This is a genomic window from Affinundibacterium nitidum (genome assembly GCF_014284155.1).
Lineage (GTDB): Bacteria > Pseudomonadota > Gammaproteobacteria > Burkholderiales > Burkholderiaceae_D > Undibacterium > Undibacterium nitidum.
The window spans coordinates 65,762-84,422 of record NZ_JACOFZ010000008.1 but is presented as its reverse complement, the minus strand read 5'-3'; the positions used below and the strand labels follow the sequence as shown (position 1 = coordinate 84,422).

Here is an 18,661-nt window from a genome sequence, read left to right as displayed (position 1 = left end):
TTTATGAGGTGTTGGGAAGAGGTTCTCTTGCTCGGTTTTTTGTTGCTCTTTCGATTGGGTGTCTGTTCTAATAATACTACTATGTCGAGAATTTCTAAAAAAGGTTTCTGGAGAGAATATGTGGTTTAAACAAAATTTAAGGACAAATCCAAATTTTCAAACTGAAATTCTTGTGCAATCAGGGTGGAAGGAACTTTCTATAGTTAGCAGTTTGTCTCACAGAATTAGTTTTGTTATTGGGTGCGTAGTTCTATGTTTACTTGCTTCTGCTGGAGTTTCATCTGTTTTCTTAAGCATTTTTGGCTCTAGTATTCTGACTAGCTTTGGACCAATATTTTTAGGATTGGTTTTTGTAGGTGTTTTGCCCCATGAGTTAATTCATCTTTTGACTTTTCAAAAACAAAAAGGGAAAGAGCGGATTGTCGATTTTTGTCCTGGCTTGTTTTGTACAGTCGTCGTGAATGATGGTGCTTTGAACAAAGTACGTCTGTTATTAAGTTTGCTCGCCCCACTTTTCATTTTGACGGTGCTGTTTTTAGTAATTGCGTTTTTGTTTCCTACAGTGGCGGGGCACATGATGCTCCTGGCATTTGGGAATGCAGCTTGGTCAGGTGTTGATCTATATATTGCGTTGTTTCTTTTTATGCATGTGCAGGAAAATCAAAATTTACACCTCGCTTCATTTACGACACCGGGGGTATTTGTAAAGGAAATCTAAGACGTGATGATTGATCTTGTCCAGCCCGCGTAGTGCCAATAAAGCCGACAAACAGTAGGTACGAATAGCGCGAGCGCATTCGTACGAATGTGAGCGGGCCCAAGCTGCAATTTGGTCGAATTTTGACAGTCTCCCAAGCGAAACACAGAGACCTTCACTTCAAAAAGAAATAAATTACTGACTTATCCGGCGAAATGAGTAGATCCCCAATCCAAAAAAAGAAGCACCTTTTATGCTCCTATATATAGGCATAGATGCTAACTCTCGAAAGCCTACGTTCACTTAATTTGATAAATCATCTCGAATGGAATTCAGACTATCTACGCCGCTTTGGTTTGTACTATGTCGACTATCTCAGCCAACAACGGATCCCGAAAGAGAGTGCGCTGTGGTACCGCGATTGGATGTGGGTTTGCGTGTAAGCTGAATATGTGAGATTAGATTCGTATGAAGATCGTTTAGTGCTTCTCAATCTACGAACGACTTCAGCTATTCAAGGCTAGCGCTACTTTTTCGAAATCGTTTTCCGAAGTATTGATCGTTGTTCGAAGCGTAGGCAGATAGTCACTCAGTTGGTAACTCATCGCTTCCGCCACTATTTCATCGTAATTATCAAAGAGAATGTTTGAACTTGGGTCGAGTCGCGATGCCACGCCTAAGCCACTGTGCAGGGTGGGAATGGCCATTAGCTTTAGATCTGGACGATATTTCTTAAGAACAATTAGAACCTTCCAAGTGTCTCCTACCCAAAAATAGGTGCTGCGTTCGCGATTGGCAGTTTCTGGAATTACTGGAATTACATCATGAAATAAAACGATGGTGTCTCTATGCGCATTCCTTTCGACATTGATGAAGTCCATTAAGGCTTGATCGAAAGTATGTAGGCCGTCAATAAAAGCCATATCAATTTTTTGATGATCGAAAGCCTCATTCAAATCGACATCACTGAAAAAGCTATCGCTCGGTAATTTATAGAGCTTGGTGGCGGCTTTGAAGTTGTGACTAATTTTATAGTTTGGATCAACACCAATCGCTAATGTTGGTGGGTTGGCGAACGCCAATGCCTTGCCAGTCTCGATCCCAATTTCTAAATAGAGATTGGGTTTCACGAAATGATGAAACCATTGTAACCATTCGTAATAGCTAGGCCCAGGAAACGCATCATGAACGATCTTGGTATGTTCGATCAACTCTTGTTCGTGAAATGGTGTGACTACGAAGGTATTGTCTGATTTGGGCGACTCTTTTGGTTTAGAAAAAATGTTACGCAGAACAAGAGAAAGAATCGACACAGCTGCCTCCAAAAAAATATAAAAACTTTATACGTAAAACTTGTGTAATGAGGAAAGGGTTTGCTACTAATTTTCTCGCAAAGAACAATGCTTACTCTCATTCTAACGAATTCGCGAAAATTCTTAAGATCCTTATTACCTGCCGCTACAGCTGAACCAGCACCCTAAAGGTTTAGTTAAGTATAGCTCTAAATGGCACTTTTCTTACTCAAAAGAAAATCGTTTGCAAGTGTAATTCGAATATGCTGGTGATCCCTATTCACTGCAATTTTTTAACCTGTTGTTTTGATTTGCGCTTCTTTTTTTGGGATGTCTTTTTGAGGATCTTCTCCAATTCAATGGCCAGCCCCATGAGTATGGGTGCCATTCAAAAAGAGCTAGGTATTTGTGCAGCCTGCCTTATTTGATAAATCATCTTTCAATTCAGATTGAAAGGTTCTAACGTCAGCAACCCTGCGTAGATAATGCGGCAACCTCTGCAGCGTGTTGTTTGCCTTTAGCCGCTGTCGACAACATTAAAATCGTATCCGAATTGTTATAGCGCGATTTTTCGATGATGAAGTCTATCTTGCCGTCACGGTCAAGGTCCCCCGCCCATAGCACGCGAATGGTCTCAGAGAATTCGCTGTCATCAATCAAACTTGCATCGCCTAAAAACTGCGAGAGGCCATTACCAATGAAGTAAACCTTACAACTTTTGGCGCCAGACTCTTTATTTTTGCTGCCACATTTGTACTGGACTTGGTACGTGATATTCTCAAACTGTATGGTTTGCCCATCATCTTTATGAATAAGTTGGGCTTGTTTAAGGACGCCTGCTTCAAGGCCAGTCCTACGCATTAAGAGTAGTGGTGCAGGGCCTTTGAGGGAGACTTCTTTGCCGGAATACGACGCTTTGTTACTCTCATCATCATTGATGCCATCAAACACAGTTTTGATACGTGGTGTCGTGGGCCTCAATTCTGCTTGGTCGCCATTTACATACAGCCCGAACCAATTTTTACCAGCCACGCTTGGCACTTCACCATTGTGAAAAGTGCCAACCCGCATAATCGTAGTGGGTGGGTTATCAATCGCAGATGCGAGTGTAGTCGCCACACCCAGTAAAACGGAAATCATTAATTTTTTCATGGTGTTGAGTTAGTACTAGAGCCGATAGTTGTTGCTACTTTCTTTGTTCCCGCGATGATGAAGCCTACGCCAATGAGGACGATGGCGAATAGAACTCCAATCACACCTATCGCTAAACCAAGCGTATGCGACAAACTAAACTCCGAAAGAGAAAATATACGTAGCTTATTACTGTCGACTTTGATGAGCAACTTTGTCGGTATTGTGTTCGTCTCATTAATTTCTATATAACCTATACTCGATCGTTTATCGCCATTGTTACTCACGCTGAATGATCTGTCGGTGACGAATGGGATTAACTTTCCAGTGTGGTCGCTGACCACAATAGAGACGTCGTCCGTCAGTGTTTTCGAGTCGTAATACATTGTGCCCTTAAAAATAGTACGACTGTGATTCCATAAAAAATAACGCCCAGGTTTTGTGATCTCAGTGGAATAGCTACCTGGTGTCGCAAACTTGTTGTCGTCCGAATTCGGAGAAAATACGGTAATCAGTAAGATCGCCGGAATCACAAGGGCGCCCAGTATTGCGATGACAGCACCGATGATAATCAGTCGTAGGCCGGGCTTTTGCTTACCTTTGGTTTGGGTTTCGAGAAAGGTATGTGTATCCGTCATTTGCCTGCCATTTCCTTTACGCGGTGCTTGGATCGTTGCAATATGAATGTCCTCCATCATGGCCCGCAATGACTTTTGTCAAGACGATCGGCGTAATTTGCTGCGACACGTCTCCACTTATCTTTGCACCAAACGCATGCACTTTCTTGTCGGTTATTCATGCCGTAGGTCTGCCGGTTGCACGCGGTCTTAGTGCTGAAACCCATTTAGCAATGAAGGAATCAAAATATAAAAACATCTAGGTAAAACATTATCCTGATTTTGCGGAGCCGCGCAAGCTTCAAAAGAGTGCGTTAATGAACCGCAATCGCGGATGACCCGACTTCTGTCTCTTCGGTGCGCAACTAGGCAATGTGCTATTGCAAGTTTAGATAAGTATCAGTAATCTCGCACAGATATTGTATCGCCATGCTATCGAACTCGTTCTTCGACGATTGATGTTTCGTAAAAAAATACCAGACCGCCGATTTGATATTTACGCATACTCCTCAAAATTGACACCCCTCGATTTTTGGAAGTGGCTTGCTTTGCCTTTGCTCGGATTGGCGATGGTCACACCCCAACTCGGGTTTGCAGTTACACCTGCAGTGCTCAATGCCATCACTAGCGATGTGAATTTTCCTTACAATTTCGTGAAGGACCAGCAGGTCCAAGGCTTGAGTGTCGATGTCGCAAAGGAACTCGCTCACAGATTGGGGGCCGAGTTAAAGATCGAAGTCGTGCCATGGACACGCGCTCTCATGACCGCTCAAACTCAAGCTTCAGTGATGGTCTTTACACTCGCTAAGATTCCCGAACGAGAACACAATTATCATTGGATAGGACCGATTACACATAGCGAAGAATGGCTGTATAAGCTGAAACGTCGTAGCGATGTACAAGTAAAAACGATAGAAGATGCGCGTCGTTATCTTGTGGGTGACGAAGCCAGCAATGCGAGTATTCCTTCGTTCGCCAAGCTCGGTATCAAAGTCGACACCGCACCATCCATGGTCTCGAACTGTAAGAAGTTCAAGTTAGGACGAGTAGATCTAATTCCTTTTGATCCTGATGGTGTCGCTGCATTTGCCAACGAGTGTGAACTAACAGCCGATGAGATCGAGAAGACGGTTCGTGTTCACCGAGATACTGCTTTGTATTTTGGCTTTGGAAAGAGCACCCCACCCGAGTTGATTCGCCGAGTGCAAAAAGCGTTCTCCGATATGGTGAAAGATAAAACGCTGAATCGGATCAATAAAAAATGGAAAGCAGAAACAACTCGGTAACCTTGCGTTGGCACAACTCAATGCTAGATGAATAGGAACTCTAGCTTCTTCAGGAAATCCTTATTTCCCTAAGCCTTGACCACCAAGCGGTGTAGTTTCAAAGCGTTCGCCAAAACCAGCAATGAGCGGTCTCCCGAGCGCAATTGCATGCTGGACCGAGGGCAGCGCAAGTGAAGCCCTATGGCTGTCTTGCGTATCCCACACCTCAGTAATCCACAGAGAATCAAGATCGGTCGGGTCTTGCGCAACAATGTAACTCAAGCATCCAGGCATGTCTTTAAGACCCTCGAGCAAGATGGCCGCGAGAGCCTCACGTTTTCCTGACGTGGCTTTCATTTTTCCGATAATTCCGTACATGTTTTTCCTTATTTTAGTTGAGGGTATTAAAGGTCGAGGCCGATAGTATCGTTGTTTTCCTTGATGACTATTGGCTCATTTAAGGCCTTAGATCTGACGAGAAAGACAGATGCCAGTACACAAAAAACTCCAAAGCCACCAAGTATCCAAGAATTTGAGCTGGGCACGCCAGAACTAAATGCGTTGATTCCAATCACACCACCTAGAACATATAAGGTAGCGAGCACAAAGCGAGCCCATTGCACACGTTTGATGGTAAGGAAAAACAAATAGCCAAGTAAAAGAATTCTTACTACCGGTTTATCCGAAAAGCCTTGCACTGAGATGTTGTATGTTTCAAGCATAGCGGTGCATAGAAAGATGATGAGAAGCCAGCGTGATGTTGTGATTCGGTTCATGATGTTATGAATAGGTGCCCGCAGTTTGGCGGATTCATTGGTAGAAACTAGAGTTCAAAGTCTGACGTACGCCGACCACCCAAAAGACGATTGCGGAGATCATTCCGACGCCAATACACAGTGGTGCTAGAGGAGTTGCAATAGCAAAGCTGGTGACGGTGCCAAACCCGATCAAAATCAAGATGGGAATAAGTAGACCGGCCAGTAAACAATCAAGAAGTTGAATCGGCTTGTGGTGTCTTATCAAGTAAAAGATCGGCATCGATATGAGCACGGCTGGCCCGGTAATGGAGAGCGAAAATAAAAAGGCCTCAATTCCTCCATTAATTTTGTAGACATATTCAGTGAAGATGAAGACAGTGGTAGGAAACCAGAGGGCTGCGTAGATGAAGCCGATGAGAATTCTAAGCATATAGGGATAAATCTTGATTGTTTTACTTATTGGGGAGCGGTGCCCCAACACGCCCTGACTTAACCGCGCTAGAGCGTTGCTTGACTACACAATGTCAAAAAAGTGATACATACCAATTAAGCTAAGCGCATTCTATCAACAAGCATCATCTAGTCAAGAAATCAATTTTTTGGAGCTCTGAGCGGCCTTTTTGGGGGTGTTTTTTGCCTTTGGCAAGTTATACCGGAACGATTTAACGAGCTGTCTATAAAGCACAAGCTTGATTTTTTACATAGGCGGTTTAACGCGAGATCGGGGATAATAGCGGATTACTGAATTCTTGCTATACGAAAGCATCCCATGTCTAACACTTTTGCTCCTCTCAAAAACGATACCTTTTTGCGCGCCTTGTTGCGTCAAGAAACTGAATACACACCTTTGTGGTTGATGCGTCAGGCGGGACGTTACTTGCCTGAATACCGCGCAACACGCAAAGGTGCGGGTTCGTTTATGAGTTTGGCGAAGAATCCTGATTTTGCGACGGAAGTGACGATTCAACCTTTGGATCGGTTCAAGCTCGATGCGGCAATCTTGTTTTCAGATATTTTGACCGTGCCAGACGCGATGGGTTTGGGTTTGTACTTTGAAGAAGGCGAAGGGCCAAAGTTTGAACGTCCGTTGAAAGACGAAAAAGCGATTATGGCTTTGGAGGTGCCGCCAGAAGGTAGCCTGCAATATGTGTTTGACGCAGTCACCCAAATTCGTAAGACCTTGGATGGTCGCGTGCCTTTGATTGGCTTTTCTGGTAGCCCATGGACCTTGGCTTGCTATATGGTCGAAGGCCAAGGTTCGCGTGAGTTCCATGGCATCAAAGCCATGATGTACAAGCGCCCAGATCTCTTGGAACGCATTTTGACGCTGAATGCAGAGGCGGTAGCAACGTATTTGAATGCCCAAATCGATGCTGGTGCGCAAGCGGTGATGATTTTTGATAGTTGGGGCGGTGCCCTGGCTGATGGCGCATATCAGCGTTTTTCATTGAAATACATGCAAGACATCGTCAACAAGTTACAGCGTGAAAAAGATGGTCAGCGCATTCCATGTATCGTATTCACCAAAGGTGGCGGATTGTGGTTAGAGCAAATCGCGGATATCGGTGCTGATGCTTTGGGTTTAGATTGGACAGTCAACTTGGGCCAAGCGCGTGCGCGCGTGGGCGACAAAGTGGCTTTACAAGGTAATTTGGATCCAGCGGTTTTGTTTGCGGAACCCGAGCAAATTCGTCAACAAGTGACAGCTGCCTTGCAATCCTATGGCAAACCTAGCGCGGGTCATGGTCATGTGTTTAACCTCGGCCACGGCATTTCCCAATTTACTTCACCAGATGCAGTAACCGTGTTGGTAGAAACGGTACATGAAGTAAGCCGCCAGCAACGTCAAGCCTAAGTTAGTAAGTATTAAGACATGACGGTTCAAAGCAGCATAAAAATATGCGTTTTGAACCGAAGTGGATGGCAATAGGCGCAAATCAAGCATGTTGCTTTGCAAAAGCTAGAGCCCATGCGGCTTGGCGAGTAAAAGTCGGTAGAAATCGCGATGAATAGCGGTGGATAAGTGGCATATTGGCTACCTAATTCCAGTACTTATTCACAAAAAACGACAAACAAAAAAATTCCTTGAATATTTGTTTTTCGCCTAAAGTATGCATTTGTAAGTTATTGATTTTAAATGAGTTTTTTTGTGCATCGCAAATGTGCAATCTATTGAAACCCGCATCAAATCTAGGCCTGCCGCGTGTCAAGACGTGCTTGTCCACAAAGTTATCCACAAAAGCTGTGGATAGTATAAAAAGACCATATGAAACCGATAGTTAGCGCAATATCTCAAGCCTTACATTAAGTTCGTGGAACCCTTTTACCTCACTATTGCTCTCGATACCCCACTTGACAGACTCTTCGATTATCGTTGGCTGGCGGTGGCGGACGAGCCACGCCCTGAGGTCGGTCAGATCGCTTTAGTGCCATTTGGACGGCAAGAAATAGCGGGTTTGATTGTGGCGGTCAATCGAAGCACAGAGGTGCCCGCCGATAAAATCAAAGACGTATTGGCAGTTCGCCAGCAATGCCCCGCCTTATCAAATCAGTGGATAGACCTTTGCCGTTTTGCGGCCGACTATTACCAACGGCCATTAGGTGAGGTGGCGATTCCCGCACTTCCTAAGAATTTGCGTGCCCTAAAGCCCGTGTCGTTGGACCGCAATTTGAAGAAGCTGACTAAGCTTAAGTTGGACGCGGCGCCAGAAGTTTTGCAAGAGAAACAATTAAATGCTGAGCAACACGCCGCGGTAGAGCAGATTGTGGGGCAGCCAGGCTTCGCTGCTTTTTTATTGCATGGCGTCACCGGCAGCGGTAAGACCGAAGTGTATTTGCAGGCCACCGCTAAAATCTTGGCGCGTGACAATACCAGCCAAGTGCTCATTTTGGTGCCAGAAATTAATTTAACGCCGCAACTCGAAGCGAATATCCGCCAACGCTTTGCGGGAATTCAAATCTCCACTTTGCATAGCGGGATGGCTGAAGGTGAGCGCCTACTCCACTGGCTAGCCGCGCACACTGGTCAAGCGAGGATTATTCTCGGTACACGTCTGGCAATTTTGTCATCGTTGCCGCATCTGCAAATGATCGTCATCGATGAAGAGCATGACCCTTCTTATAAGCAACAAGAAGGTTTGCGTTATTCGGCGCGTGACCTTGCAGTTTGGCGAGCGCATCAGTTAGCGATTCCTGTGGTTTTGGGCTCTGCGACACCTTCTTTAGAGACTTGGCAACATAGTAAAGCGGGGCGTTACCGCAAGTTGGAGTTGCGGGAACGAGCGGTGAAAGATGCTGTTTTACCGGTGGTGAAGATTATCAATACCGAGCGTGAGAAGCCGTCTGAAGGCTTAACCCAAAGATTGGTAGCCGCAATACGTCAGCGTTTGGAGAAAGGTGAGCAATCACTACTGTTCCTCAATCGACGCGGATATGCACCGGTCCTGCATTGTGATTCATGTGGTTGGATTAGCAACTGTACACGATGCACGGCGCATATGGTTTTGCACAAACCCGATAAAAAATTGCGCTGCCATCATTGCGGTTTGGAGCAACGGATTACCCGTGCTTGCCCGACTTGCGGCAACATTGATTTACAACCATTGGGTCGTGGCACACAACGCCTGGAAGAAGGGCTACACAGCGTCTTTCCTGATGCGCGAATCTTTAGGATCGATGCAGATTCGACCCGATTGAAGGGTAGTGCAGAGGCCGCCTTTGATACGGTGCACCGTGGCGAGGTCGATATTTTGATCGGTACCCAAATGGTAGCAAAAGGACATGATTTTAAGAATCTGACTTTAGTCGCTGCTTTGAACCCCGACAGCGCTTTGTTTTCGCAAGACTTCCGTGCCAGTGAGCGTCTATTTGCCCAATTGATGCAGGTTGCTGGTCGTGCAGGAAGGGCTGCGCAAAAAGAGGGCGGCAATGCGAGCGAAGTCTTGATTCAAACCCGTTATCCCGATCATCCTCTGTATCATGCATTGATGGCTCACGATTACCACCGTTTTGCTGATGACTTGTTGGAAGAACGTCAACAAGCGGCAATGCCACCGTTTATATATCAGGCTTTGCTACGGGCAGAGGCGAGAGAGTTGGAAACGGCGATCGCTTTTCTGCAGGAGGCTGCTCATTGCACCATGCATCACGGCATCACCATCAACGATCCCATCCCCATGACCATGACCCGTGTTCATAATATGGACCGAGCACAACTGTTGGTGGAGTCGACCTCGCGTCCTGCTTTACAAGTCTTCCTCAAGGAATGGATTTCCACGCTGCGGGCGATGAAAACCAGAGTGAAATGGGGCGTGGAAATCGATCCGGTTGATATCTAAAACTGCACTGATCATTTAGATGGGGATGAACTTGGCGACGTATGTGATGAAATGGGCTTGAAAAATCTGTAGATCATAATGAAAATGCTAGCTTTTTATTGCAGTTTTGTTTTGCTGCTGGCAATAACAAAGGCAACAATAAAAGAGATCCCATTTTCATGAAGTCTACAAGGAGAAATTCATGCGGCAAATTCACACTACTGCTATAGCGCTTCTAATGGCAAGCAGCTTGAGTGCATGTATATCTGTCAACGTCGATGAAAAGCAATTTATTCGACCAGATAAATTAACGGGTTATCAGCGTAAAGCACCGTTGACGAATGAAGACCTGCAAAAAATTAAGCCAAACACACAGCTAGTTGAGAAATCCATTCCGGTCGAAGCTGAGCTTAGCCTGAATGGTTTGCAAATGCGCGTCGATGGTAATAGTCCAACCATCCTGTATTTTGGTGGCAACCTATCTCATGCGGACGAAAGCTTAAAGAGTCTTGTTCGCCAAACCAGCGCTTGCACGCCAAACATTGTGAGTTTTGATTACCGCGGTTATGGTCGCACCAAGGGTGAGCCTACGATTCAGAGCCTGCAAGAAGATGCTCTGCGTATTTACGATGACGTACGCAAAAATACGAATGGCAAACTCTATCTTCATGGGCAATCTCTCGGTAGCTTTATGACGGGCTATATCATGCAAAATCGTAGCGTGGATGGCGTAATCCTCGAAGCGACCGCGACCACCATCCCTGACGTGGTTGACTACAAAACACCTTGGTATGCCGTGCCTTTCGTACGATTTAGCTTCGAGCCGTCTACCTTATTGGTCAATAATGCCAAAGCGGTATCGCAATTCCAGCAAAAAAGTCTGGTGATTGTTGGTGAAAACGATGACTTGTTCGGACCTGAACTCGGAAAGAAAGTCTTCGATGCGATTCCTTCTGCGAAAAAGCAATTAGTGCTAGTCAAAAATGGCCCCCATTCCGGCATGATGAACAAAGCGGAAGTGCAGAGAGCTTTTTGCAGTTTCATCAACGATTCTCCACAATAACGCATCGCTCAGCTGAATTTTGAAGCCGTGATACTCGCTTTTGAAAAAAAGCGAGTAAACATGCGACATTCAAGGCGATTAGCTATTGCAAAAAGCAGCGCAATACTGCAAAGTTCAGCTCTTCGTTTGTAGCAAAGTACAAATGAAAAAACTTTAAGTTTTTGCTAGATCAATTGGTAGTCAAAATAGCAGTCAGACTGTTGTGAATTCTTTGGCAGGAACGCGTTTTTTCATTATCGTTGAAGCCCTATTCATCCGAATGGGGCGTTAGATTCGGCCTTGCAGTAGAACGTCCCGTACTTTGTCTTTTAGAATTCAGCATGAGTTATCTGTCACCCGAGTTTGCGTTTACCTTTTTGGTATTTCTTATTTTGTATTGGTCACTGAACCGGTGGACCACCCTACAAAAGATCAGTTTGCTATTAGCCAGTTACGCTATCTATGCGTCTTTGGACTTGCGCTTTGGTGTGATTTTAGCGATCTACACCACCTGTATGCTGGGTTTGCTGAAATGGGTGCAGTCGCAGCCCCAACAGCGGAAATTCATCTGTGGACTCGGGATTTTTGCTTCCGTATTGAATTTGGCGGTATTTAAGTATTTTGATTTTTGTCGCGATGGTTTTTTGGCTGCCGCAGAATACTTCAAACTCTCATGGTCGATTCCTGCTTTAGATATTCTGCTTCCTGTTGGGATTTCTTTTTATACGTTTCAAGCCATCGCCTATTTGGTGGCAGTTGCACGCGCCGAACGCGAACCGGCAAAGCCGCTCGATAGCGCACTCTACCTCGCTTTTTTCCCGACCCTGTTTGCTGGCCCAATTTGCCGTGCAAGCGATTTACTGGCGCAGATCGAACTGCCACAAACGCGCAAATTGGTGAAGGGCGATTTGATTTTCTGGTTATTGATTTCCGCACTGGTTAAAAAAGTATGGCTAGCCACTTGGATTTCCGAGACCTGGGTCAACCCTATGTTCGCTAATCCCGATGCTTATCAAGCGCCAGAGCTGCTGATGGGAGCCTATGCGTTTGCCATTCAAATTTATTTTGACTTTAGTGGCTATTCCGATTTGGTCATCGCGATGGCCTTGCTACTGGGCTATCAGTTGAAAGACAATTTTAACTTCCCCTACCTTGCCGTTAATTTGCGAGAGTTCTGGCGTCGTTGGCACATTTCTTTGTCGAGCTGGATCCGCGACTACGTGTACATTCCCATGGGTGGCAGCCGTGGCGGTTGGTGGATGACGCAAGTGACGATATTGAGCTCAATGGTGATTAGTGGAATATGGCATGGCGCTAGTTTGAAATACATTATCTGGGGTGCTTTACACGGCATGGGTATGGTAGCGCAAAACATCATCGAAAAAGTCTTAGGACGTCAGGTTAAAGGTTTGCTGAGTGGCATTATCACTTTCCATTTTGTGTGTTTCGCTTGGATCTTCTTCCGCGCCGATGGTTGGCAAGAGGCGATGAATTTCATCCGCGGCTTTGGCCGTTTGGATGCGCCGATGACCGTCGATGTGGTGGGTGGTGCTGCTCTGATGTTGTTGTTCTTCTGGCTCTCTGTCTATGCAGAATCATGGAAGCAACGCAGCCTTTGGTTGATGGAGCGCACACCGATCTTGATTAAGCCAATCGCTCTCACGGCAATCGTGCTGTTGATTCATTTGTTGGGACCTTCTGGCGTTCCATCGTTTTTGTATTACTCGTATTAGGAGTTGATGATGCGAGACGGATACGAAAACCAAAAGCACTCTAAAAAACATCGTCAACACACAAAAGAGTCTAAGAAAGCTTTACTCGAAACGCCTATGCCAGCGCAGTCTTTACGATCGCAACCACCTGAAATGGAAACCGAAGTTCAGGTGACGTCGCGTCATTGGCAAACTTTAACGGTGTTAGCAAGCAGTCTGGCACTGCTGTTCTGGATGCGCCAAGATGCGCTGGACCAATACTGGCAACAAACCAGGCATCTCGAACTTGGGCTATCAAAGGCTGTCGCCCATCCCGCTTGGCAGAGTGGGGCTAAGTTGAGCAAAGATCTTGATCAACAATTGAGTGAGCAACTCAAGCCTAGACAAACGGTCAAGGAACGTTTGATCCAAAGTTTCAATGTTTTGTTGTTTGGTTTGCCGGAAGATACTACTCACGATACCAAGGTATCGCAGCAAAATGCGCCGCTCAGTTTGAAGAAATCAACTACGGCCTCAAATAATGTGGACGCTAGTGCCGCCGCCGCTCCGAAAGTCGGAACTAAACTTGGCACCGATGCCGCGGCCGACGGTATGGCCCTTAGTTTGAGTAAGGCCGCGGGTACCGACGACGCTAAAATAGAAACACCTTTGACTCAATTCGTTCCTTTGAATGAAGAGGGGCGTATGGTCTTGGGGCCACAAGATAAAGTCTTACTCGTCGGTGACTCTATGATGCAAGGGGTCGCGCCACATGTCGCACGCGCTTTGCAAAATGTGCATGTGAAGTCGGTTGACCTTAGTCGTCAAAGCACAGGCTTAACCTATCCTGGCTACTATGATTGGCCAGCAGTCATTAAGAAGACACTAGAAAAAGATCGCATATCGGTTTTGGTGGTGTTCCTCGGCGCGAACGATACTTGGGACATGATACTAGGCGGTAAATACGAAAGCTTTGGTACTGAACGCTGGCAAAGTAATTACTTAACGCGTATCGAAAGCATCATACAAACCGCCCACCAACAGCATGTACGTGTGATTTGGATGGGCGCACCAAATATGGGTCGCGACAAAATTAATCGTGGTGTGAAAGTACTGAATAGCCTCTATGCGAAAGCGCTTGGAGAAGGTGAGTCACGTTATATCTCTACCCGTGAATCCTTAAGTGACGACGTCAACGAATATCGGAAGACAATCACAAAAGAAAACGGTAAGAGCGTGGTAGTACGTACTGAAGATGGCATTCATTTTACTCGCGATGGTCAAACCATCTTGCGCGACTTAGTGCTGAAACAATTTGAATTACCTGTGATCAGCAAAGTGAGCCCATGATCTTATCCAATACATTGTCAAGTTTGACTAAGATCGAACCACTCAGAGGTTTGTTTGCGATTAGCCTTACCGCATTGAGTTTGGCGATGACACCAGAGGTAGCGAGCGCGGGCGCTGCGGTTCACGATTATGGTGACCCGAATGCCTCGCGTTTATGGCGTCAGTTGGCTGCTTTAGAACGTAAAGAAGGTAGCGAAGTTGTGCACATTATGCAGCTTGGTGATTCGCATACGGGTGGCGATTATTTTACCCAAGCTTATCGCGAACAAATGCAAAAGCGTTTTGGTAACGCGGGCATAGGTTGGCTATCGCCAGGCTACATCAAAAATCAACGTTCGGCGCAAGTTTTGATGCGTATGAATGGTAATTGGAAAACTCGTGTTAGTCGCAATAACCCTGAGAACTTTCCATTGGGTGGATTTGCGAATCAACCTGACCCTGGTGCTTCGATCGAGATCGTTCCTAAACAGCCACTCTTTGGTTTGCAGCGTGTCACAATTTGGACGCGGCGCAATAATGATGATGCCTCAGGGGGATGGAAGCTGAGTTTTCCCGACGGTGAAGTGCGCGACTTGCTGCCACCACTCACGTCGAATTGGCAATCAACGTATGTCATGGGCAGCGCTATCGATTTGAATAGTTTCACTTTGCGTGCTGAACATAATCCGCCTGAACTTGGCGCGATTATTATCGATACTTTAGCGCCAGGCGTTACCGTCGATTCACTCGGGATCGTTGGCGCCACTCAACGTGTCATTGCGCGTTGGCAAACCGAAGCAGTGCGCGAGCAATTGCAATGGCGACGCCCAAGTCTGATCGTACTTGCCTATGGTACCAATGAGGCCTTTGATCCAAATCCAGATTTTGATTTGTATAAGCAAGAACTACAAAACACCATACGCCAATTGCGCGCCGCAGCCCCTGATGCGGCCATACTCTTAATCGGCGCACCGAACTCGGCCAAGAAAAAAGGCGCGGGTGAAAATGTAGGCTGTCGTTATCGTCTGCCTGCCGGTTTAAAGACGGTACAAAATATTCAGCAAGATGTCGCGATTAGCGAGCATCTTTTGTTTTGGAGTTGGGAAGCGGCGATGGGCGGACGTTGTTCTATGCAGCGCTTTGTCGACGCCAACCCACCATTGGGTCGCCCCGACTACGTCCATTTCACTGAGGAAGGATATGCCCAAGGTGGCAATGCTTTCTTTGAAGCCTTGATGAGTAAATATCAGAAGAGCCGTCCGAAGCGCTAATTACTGACGGGATCGATTGCCGCAGTAATTAGCGACAAAATGAGCAGCGCTCATTCAAACTGCTTTTTGAATTCCGCAAACTGTGTCTGTAAGTCTTGTACTTGTGCGCGCAAGCTTTGTACTTCTTCTTCCAACTGCGCGATGCGGTCTTTGTTATGGCTAGAAGCTGCGTGGCTTACGTTGTTCAAGGATTCTAGATTCAAACTTGATTCATCGCCCGAGAGTAAATGTGCGTAACGTGGCTCTTTGGTGCCCGGTGCTATCGGCAAACGCGCTACGACAGGTGGATATTTATCGATCAAAAAGTCTAGGCATTGTTCTACTTCCGCCACTGACGCGAATTCATGTAGACGGCCGACGCGGGTACGGATTTCCCCAGCAGTTTGCCAGCCGCGCAGCATCAATACCGTGAGCACAGCGAGCTTGTTTTGCTCCAACATCCATTTCACGCGCATCTTGTGTTCGTACTTCGCGACACGCGCTCCAGCTTGATGAATCACGCTGGCTAGCTTCTTTTGCACCAATTGATCGAGCGCTTCGCTAATCTCGGCCTCAGAGAGATTCATCACGGGGTCGCGGCTAGTGAGCTGATTGCAGGCACTGACTAAGCCGTTCAAAGACATAGGATAGTTGTCGGGCGTAGTGGCTTCTTTTTCTGCAAGCGCACCCAGTACGCGGATCTCAACTGCGGACAATAAATTCGATGGGGTGTCGATTTCACTCATAAGTCAATTTCTTTCATTTTTGTTCTTGTAGTGGTCATTGCTGGACCACGATAGATAGCAACATTATGCGGGAAAAATCCTAAGAACGTGAATGAAATCGATCGACTGTTCACCACACCTTACTAACGAAATCTTATGACCTCGCTATGACATTTCATAGAGATTCACTTCTAGAGACTGTAATTCTTCGGTCACAACATTTTCATAAGATGCGCTCGCCTCCACCGTGTCTCAGCGAATGACTTGACAGCGCGGCTTGCGAGCCTAAGCCCTACAACAATACAAAATTTCGAGAAAACTATGAAACCAAGATATTTATTGAAACCGATTTGTCTTTGCTTGTTACAAGCCTTCGCGATGGTCGCAATGGCCGAAGATAATGATGGAAAAGTTGAAACAGTGACGGTATTGGGTGAAGGTCAGAGCCGTCAAGTTCAAAACATTACGCGTAAAGACTTAGTGCAGGCGACGCCAGGTACAAGCCCTTTGAAAACCTTGGAAAAATTACCGGGAGTTTCGTTCCAGTCGGCAGACCCTTTTGGATCTTATGAGTGGTCCAGCCGTTTTAGCATCCGTGGCTTTAGTCAGAACCAATTGGGCTTTACTCTCGATGGCGTGCCTCTCGGAGATATGAGCTATGGCAACAACAACGGCTTACATATTAGTCGTGCTATCTCCACTGAAAATATTGGTCGTGTCACGCTCTCTCAAGGCGCAGGTTCTCTGGCGACGGCGGCAAGCAGTAATCTCGGTGGTACGGTGCAATTTTTCTCGTCTGAACCGAGCGAAGAATTTGCACTGACAGGTGAACAGACTTTCGGTAGTAATAAAACTTCACATACTTTTGCGCGTGTTGATACCGGCATGTTTGGTACGGGCACAAAACTTTATCTGAGCGCAACACGCCACCGCACTGAGAAAACGAAGGGCACGGGCGGACAAGACCAAGATCAGTTCAATGCAAAGTTAGTGCAGAACTTGGGCGAATCTCGTTTGAGTATTTTTTGGAATACATCTGATCGTAAAGAAGTCGATTACCAAGATATGTCCTTGGAAATGACGAAACGTTTGGGTTACGACTGGGATAACTATGCGCCCGATTGGAACCGCGCCGTCAACGCTGCAAAAGGTATTTACACCGGCGGTGTCAATAACTTGGATGATGCTTACTATCAAGGAAGCGGTCTGCGTAAGGATAGTTTGGCGGGTGCTACATTGAGTTTGAATTTGGCAGATGGAATCGAGTGGAAAACGGTGGCTTACCATCATAGTAATGAAGGACAAGGGCATTGGTACACACCATACACACCGACTTCAGCTAGTGTACCCATCTCGATCCGCACCACGGAATACACGATTTCACGCAATGGCATCATTAGTGATATCAATATCGACGCTGGCGCGAATTTCTTGAAAGCCGGTGTGTGGGTAGAAGATAGTAACCATACACTGACGCGTAATTTCTATGCCGCGGTTGATGGCCGCGATACGAATTACTTCTTACGCGATCCGTTTAACACGGGATTTAAACAAAATTTTGATACCAAGACGACCCAATTTTATGTACAAGATACTTTGGAGTTGTTAAACGGCGCTTTGGCTTTGAATTTTGGCTTCAAAACACCGAAGATCGAGATTGGGTCGGTGAACGTCGTCGGTAGTCGTGCGGCAGGAAATTTGACAGCGAAAAAGTCCTTTTTGCCTCAGGTCGGGGTGAAGTTTAATGTGACGAAAGACGATGAATTGTTTGCGTCTATCACCGAAAATATGCGGGCATTTCAACCTGGTGTGAGTGGCCCATTTTCTCAGTCTCAAACCGCATTTAACTCCAGTGTAAATAGCTTAAAGCCTGAAACTTCGACATCGTTGGATTTGGGTTATCGCTTTAAACGTAGCGACTTCCAAGGGTCCGTAGCCTTGTACCACGCTGATTTCGATGATCGTTTATTGAATGTGGCGAATTGTCCAGGTATCGTCGGTTGCCCAAATACCTTTGTGAATGTGGGTAAAGTCTCGACCAATGGCTTGGAAGCAGTCGGCATTTTGAAGTTGTCCAAGGAATGGTCTTGGTTTAATTCTTACACCTACAACGATTCTCAATACAAATCCAATTATTTGGACAAAGTCGTGGTCGCTGTCGCTGGAAAGCAAGTTGTCGATGCACCAAAGACGATGTTCAATACCGAGCTTGCCATTGAAGATGGTGCATGGTTTGCTCGATTGGGTGCGAAGTACACGGGTGAGCGCTATTACACATACTTGAATGATGCTAGCGTTCCAGCATATTGGGTATCCAATTTCGCTGTTGGTTACAAGCAAAAATCATTTGCGGGTTTGAAAGACGTTTCTGTTCAACTTAACGTCACCAATTTGATGAACAAGCAGTACTACAGCACGATTGGTTCAAATGGGTTTGTAGCGTCCGACCCAAAAGGTGAGTATGCAACTTTGTTGACTGGTGCTCCGCGTCAGTTCTTCATTAGTTTGAGCGCAAAACTCTAATATTTTATTTGTCGAGGTAGGACGA

At 46.1% G+C, this 18,661-nt stretch carries 17 protein-coding genes; 10 read left to right on the top strand and 7 right to left on the bottom strand.

Annotated features, from left to right (window positions below):
• The first annotated feature begins 118 nt into the window (after positions 1 to 118).
• Together H8K36_RS16145 and H8K36_RS16140 are read left to right on the top strand one after the other, a co-directional pair.
• Positions 119 to 718, top strand: a complete 600-nt coding sequence (locus tag H8K36_RS16145; protein ID WP_186917546.1) for a DUF3267 domain-containing protein — start codon at positions 119 to 121, stop codon at positions 716 to 718.
• Between the two features lie 254 nt (positions 719 to 972).
• Entirely contained in the window at positions 973 to 1,140 is a 168-nt protein-coding gene (locus H8K36_RS16140) for a family 1 glycosylhydrolase (protein ID WP_186917545.1), read from the top strand.
• Between the two features lie 63 nt (positions 1,141 to 1,203).
• Here H8K36_RS16140 and H8K36_RS19405 read toward each other — a convergent pair whose 3' ends face one another.
• The 3 genes from H8K36_RS19405 to H8K36_RS16125 all read right to left on the bottom strand — a co-directional run bounded on the left by H8K36_RS19405 (position 1,204) and on the right by H8K36_RS16125 (position 3,758).
• The gene (locus tag H8K36_RS19405; protein ID WP_186917544.1) at positions 1,204 to 2,010 is read right to left on the bottom strand and encodes a class I SAM-dependent methyltransferase; all 807 of its coding nucleotides are present in this window, start codon (positions 2,008 to 2,010) and stop codon (positions 1,204 to 1,206) included.
• Positions 2,011 to 2,454: 444 nt separating this feature from the next.
• Positions 2,455 to 3,129 carry a hypothetical protein gene (locus tag H8K36_RS16130; protein ID WP_186917543.1) on the bottom strand — a complete coding sequence of 225 codons (675 nt, stop codon included), beginning with the start codon at positions 3,127 to 3,129 and terminating at the stop codon, positions 2,455 to 2,457.
• An 8-nt stretch (positions 3,130 to 3,137) separates the two neighbouring features.
• Positions 3,138 to 3,758, bottom strand: coding sequence for a hypothetical protein (locus H8K36_RS16125; RefSeq protein ID WP_186920458.1), 621 nt, complete (start codon positions 3,756 to 3,758; stop codon positions 3,138 to 3,140).
• Between the two features lie 437 nt (positions 3,759 to 4,195).
• Here H8K36_RS16125 and H8K36_RS16120 point away from each other — a divergent pair, with 437 nt between their 5' ends.
• A complete protein-coding gene (locus H8K36_RS16120) occupies positions 4,196 to 5,023 on the top strand; it encodes a substrate-binding periplasmic protein (RefSeq protein WP_186917541.1) in 828 nt (275 codons plus the stop codon).
• A gap of 60 nt (positions 5,024 to 5,083) precedes the next feature.
• Here H8K36_RS16120 and H8K36_RS16115 read toward each other — a convergent pair whose 3' ends face one another.
• Genes H8K36_RS16115 through H8K36_RS16105 form a run of 3 tightly spaced genes read right to left on the bottom strand, consistent with a single transcriptional unit; the run spans position 5,084 to position 6,190 of the window.
• A complete protein-coding gene (locus tag H8K36_RS16115) occupies positions 5,084 to 5,380 on the bottom strand; it encodes a putative quinol monooxygenase (protein ID WP_186917540.1) in 297 nt (98 codons plus the stop codon).
• A 26-nt stretch (positions 5,381 to 5,406) separates the two neighbouring features.
• Complete coding sequence (locus H8K36_RS16110; RefSeq protein WP_186917539.1) at positions 5,407 to 5,778, bottom strand: hypothetical protein; 372 nt, start codon at positions 5,776 to 5,778, stop codon at positions 5,407 to 5,409.
• A 34-nt stretch (positions 5,779 to 5,812) separates the two neighbouring features.
• Complete coding sequence (locus H8K36_RS16105; protein ID WP_186917538.1) at positions 5,813 to 6,190, bottom strand: hypothetical protein; 378 nt, start codon at positions 6,188 to 6,190, stop codon at positions 5,813 to 5,815.
• A gap of 339 nt (positions 6,191 to 6,529) precedes the next feature.
• Here H8K36_RS16105 and hemE point away from each other — a divergent pair, with 339 nt between their 5' ends.
• The 6 genes from hemE (at position 6,530) to H8K36_RS16075 (ending at position 15,409) form a co-directional block, all read left to right on the top strand.
• Positions 6,530 to 7,615 carry a uroporphyrinogen decarboxylase gene (hemE, locus tag H8K36_RS16100; protein ID WP_186917537.1) on the top strand — a complete coding sequence of 362 codons (1,086 nt, stop codon included), beginning with the start codon at positions 6,530 to 6,532 and terminating at the stop codon, positions 7,613 to 7,615.
• 457 nt (positions 7,616 to 8,072) lie between these two features.
• Positions 8,073 to 10,097, top strand: a complete 2,025-nt coding sequence (locus H8K36_RS16095) for a primosomal protein N' (RefSeq protein WP_186917536.1) — start codon at positions 8,073 to 8,075, stop codon at positions 10,095 to 10,097.
• A gap of 181 nt (positions 10,098 to 10,278) precedes the next feature.
• Positions 10,279 to 11,139, top strand: a complete 861-nt coding sequence (locus tag H8K36_RS16090) for an alpha/beta hydrolase (protein ID WP_186917535.1) — start codon at positions 10,279 to 10,281, stop codon at positions 11,137 to 11,139.
• A 320-nt stretch (positions 11,140 to 11,459) separates the two neighbouring features.
• Positions 11,460 to 12,851 carry an MBOAT family O-acyltransferase gene (locus H8K36_RS16085; protein ID WP_186917534.1) on the top strand — a complete coding sequence of 464 codons (1,392 nt, stop codon included), beginning with the start codon at positions 11,460 to 11,462 and terminating at the stop codon, positions 12,849 to 12,851.
• Between the two features lie 6 nt (positions 12,852 to 12,857).
• Positions 12,858 to 14,159: an SGNH/GDSL hydrolase family protein gene (locus H8K36_RS16080; RefSeq protein ID WP_186917533.1), complete on the top strand. Its 1,302-nt coding sequence runs from the start codon at positions 12,858 to 12,860 to the stop codon at positions 14,157 to 14,159.
• A complete protein-coding gene (locus tag H8K36_RS16075) occupies positions 14,156 to 15,409 on the top strand; it encodes an SGNH/GDSL hydrolase family protein (RefSeq protein WP_186917532.1) in 1,254 nt (417 codons plus the stop codon). Before H8K36_RS16080 ends, H8K36_RS16075 begins: the two co-directional genes overlap by 4 nt.
• Before the next feature lie 50 nt (positions 15,410 to 15,459).
• Here the strand turns inward: H8K36_RS16075 and H8K36_RS16070 are convergent, their stop codons facing one another.
• Entirely contained in the window at positions 15,460 to 16,134 is a 675-nt protein-coding gene (locus H8K36_RS16070) for a YceH family protein (RefSeq protein ID WP_186917531.1), read from the bottom strand.
• Between the two features lie 300 nt (positions 16,135 to 16,434).
• On the opposite strand from H8K36_RS16070, the gene H8K36_RS16065 reads away from it, so the two are divergent.
• Positions 16,435 to 18,636, top strand: a complete 2,202-nt coding sequence (locus H8K36_RS16065; RefSeq protein ID WP_186917530.1) for a TonB-dependent receptor — start codon at positions 16,435 to 16,437, stop codon at positions 18,634 to 18,636.
• Positions 18,637 to 18,661 lie beyond the last annotated feature (25 nt).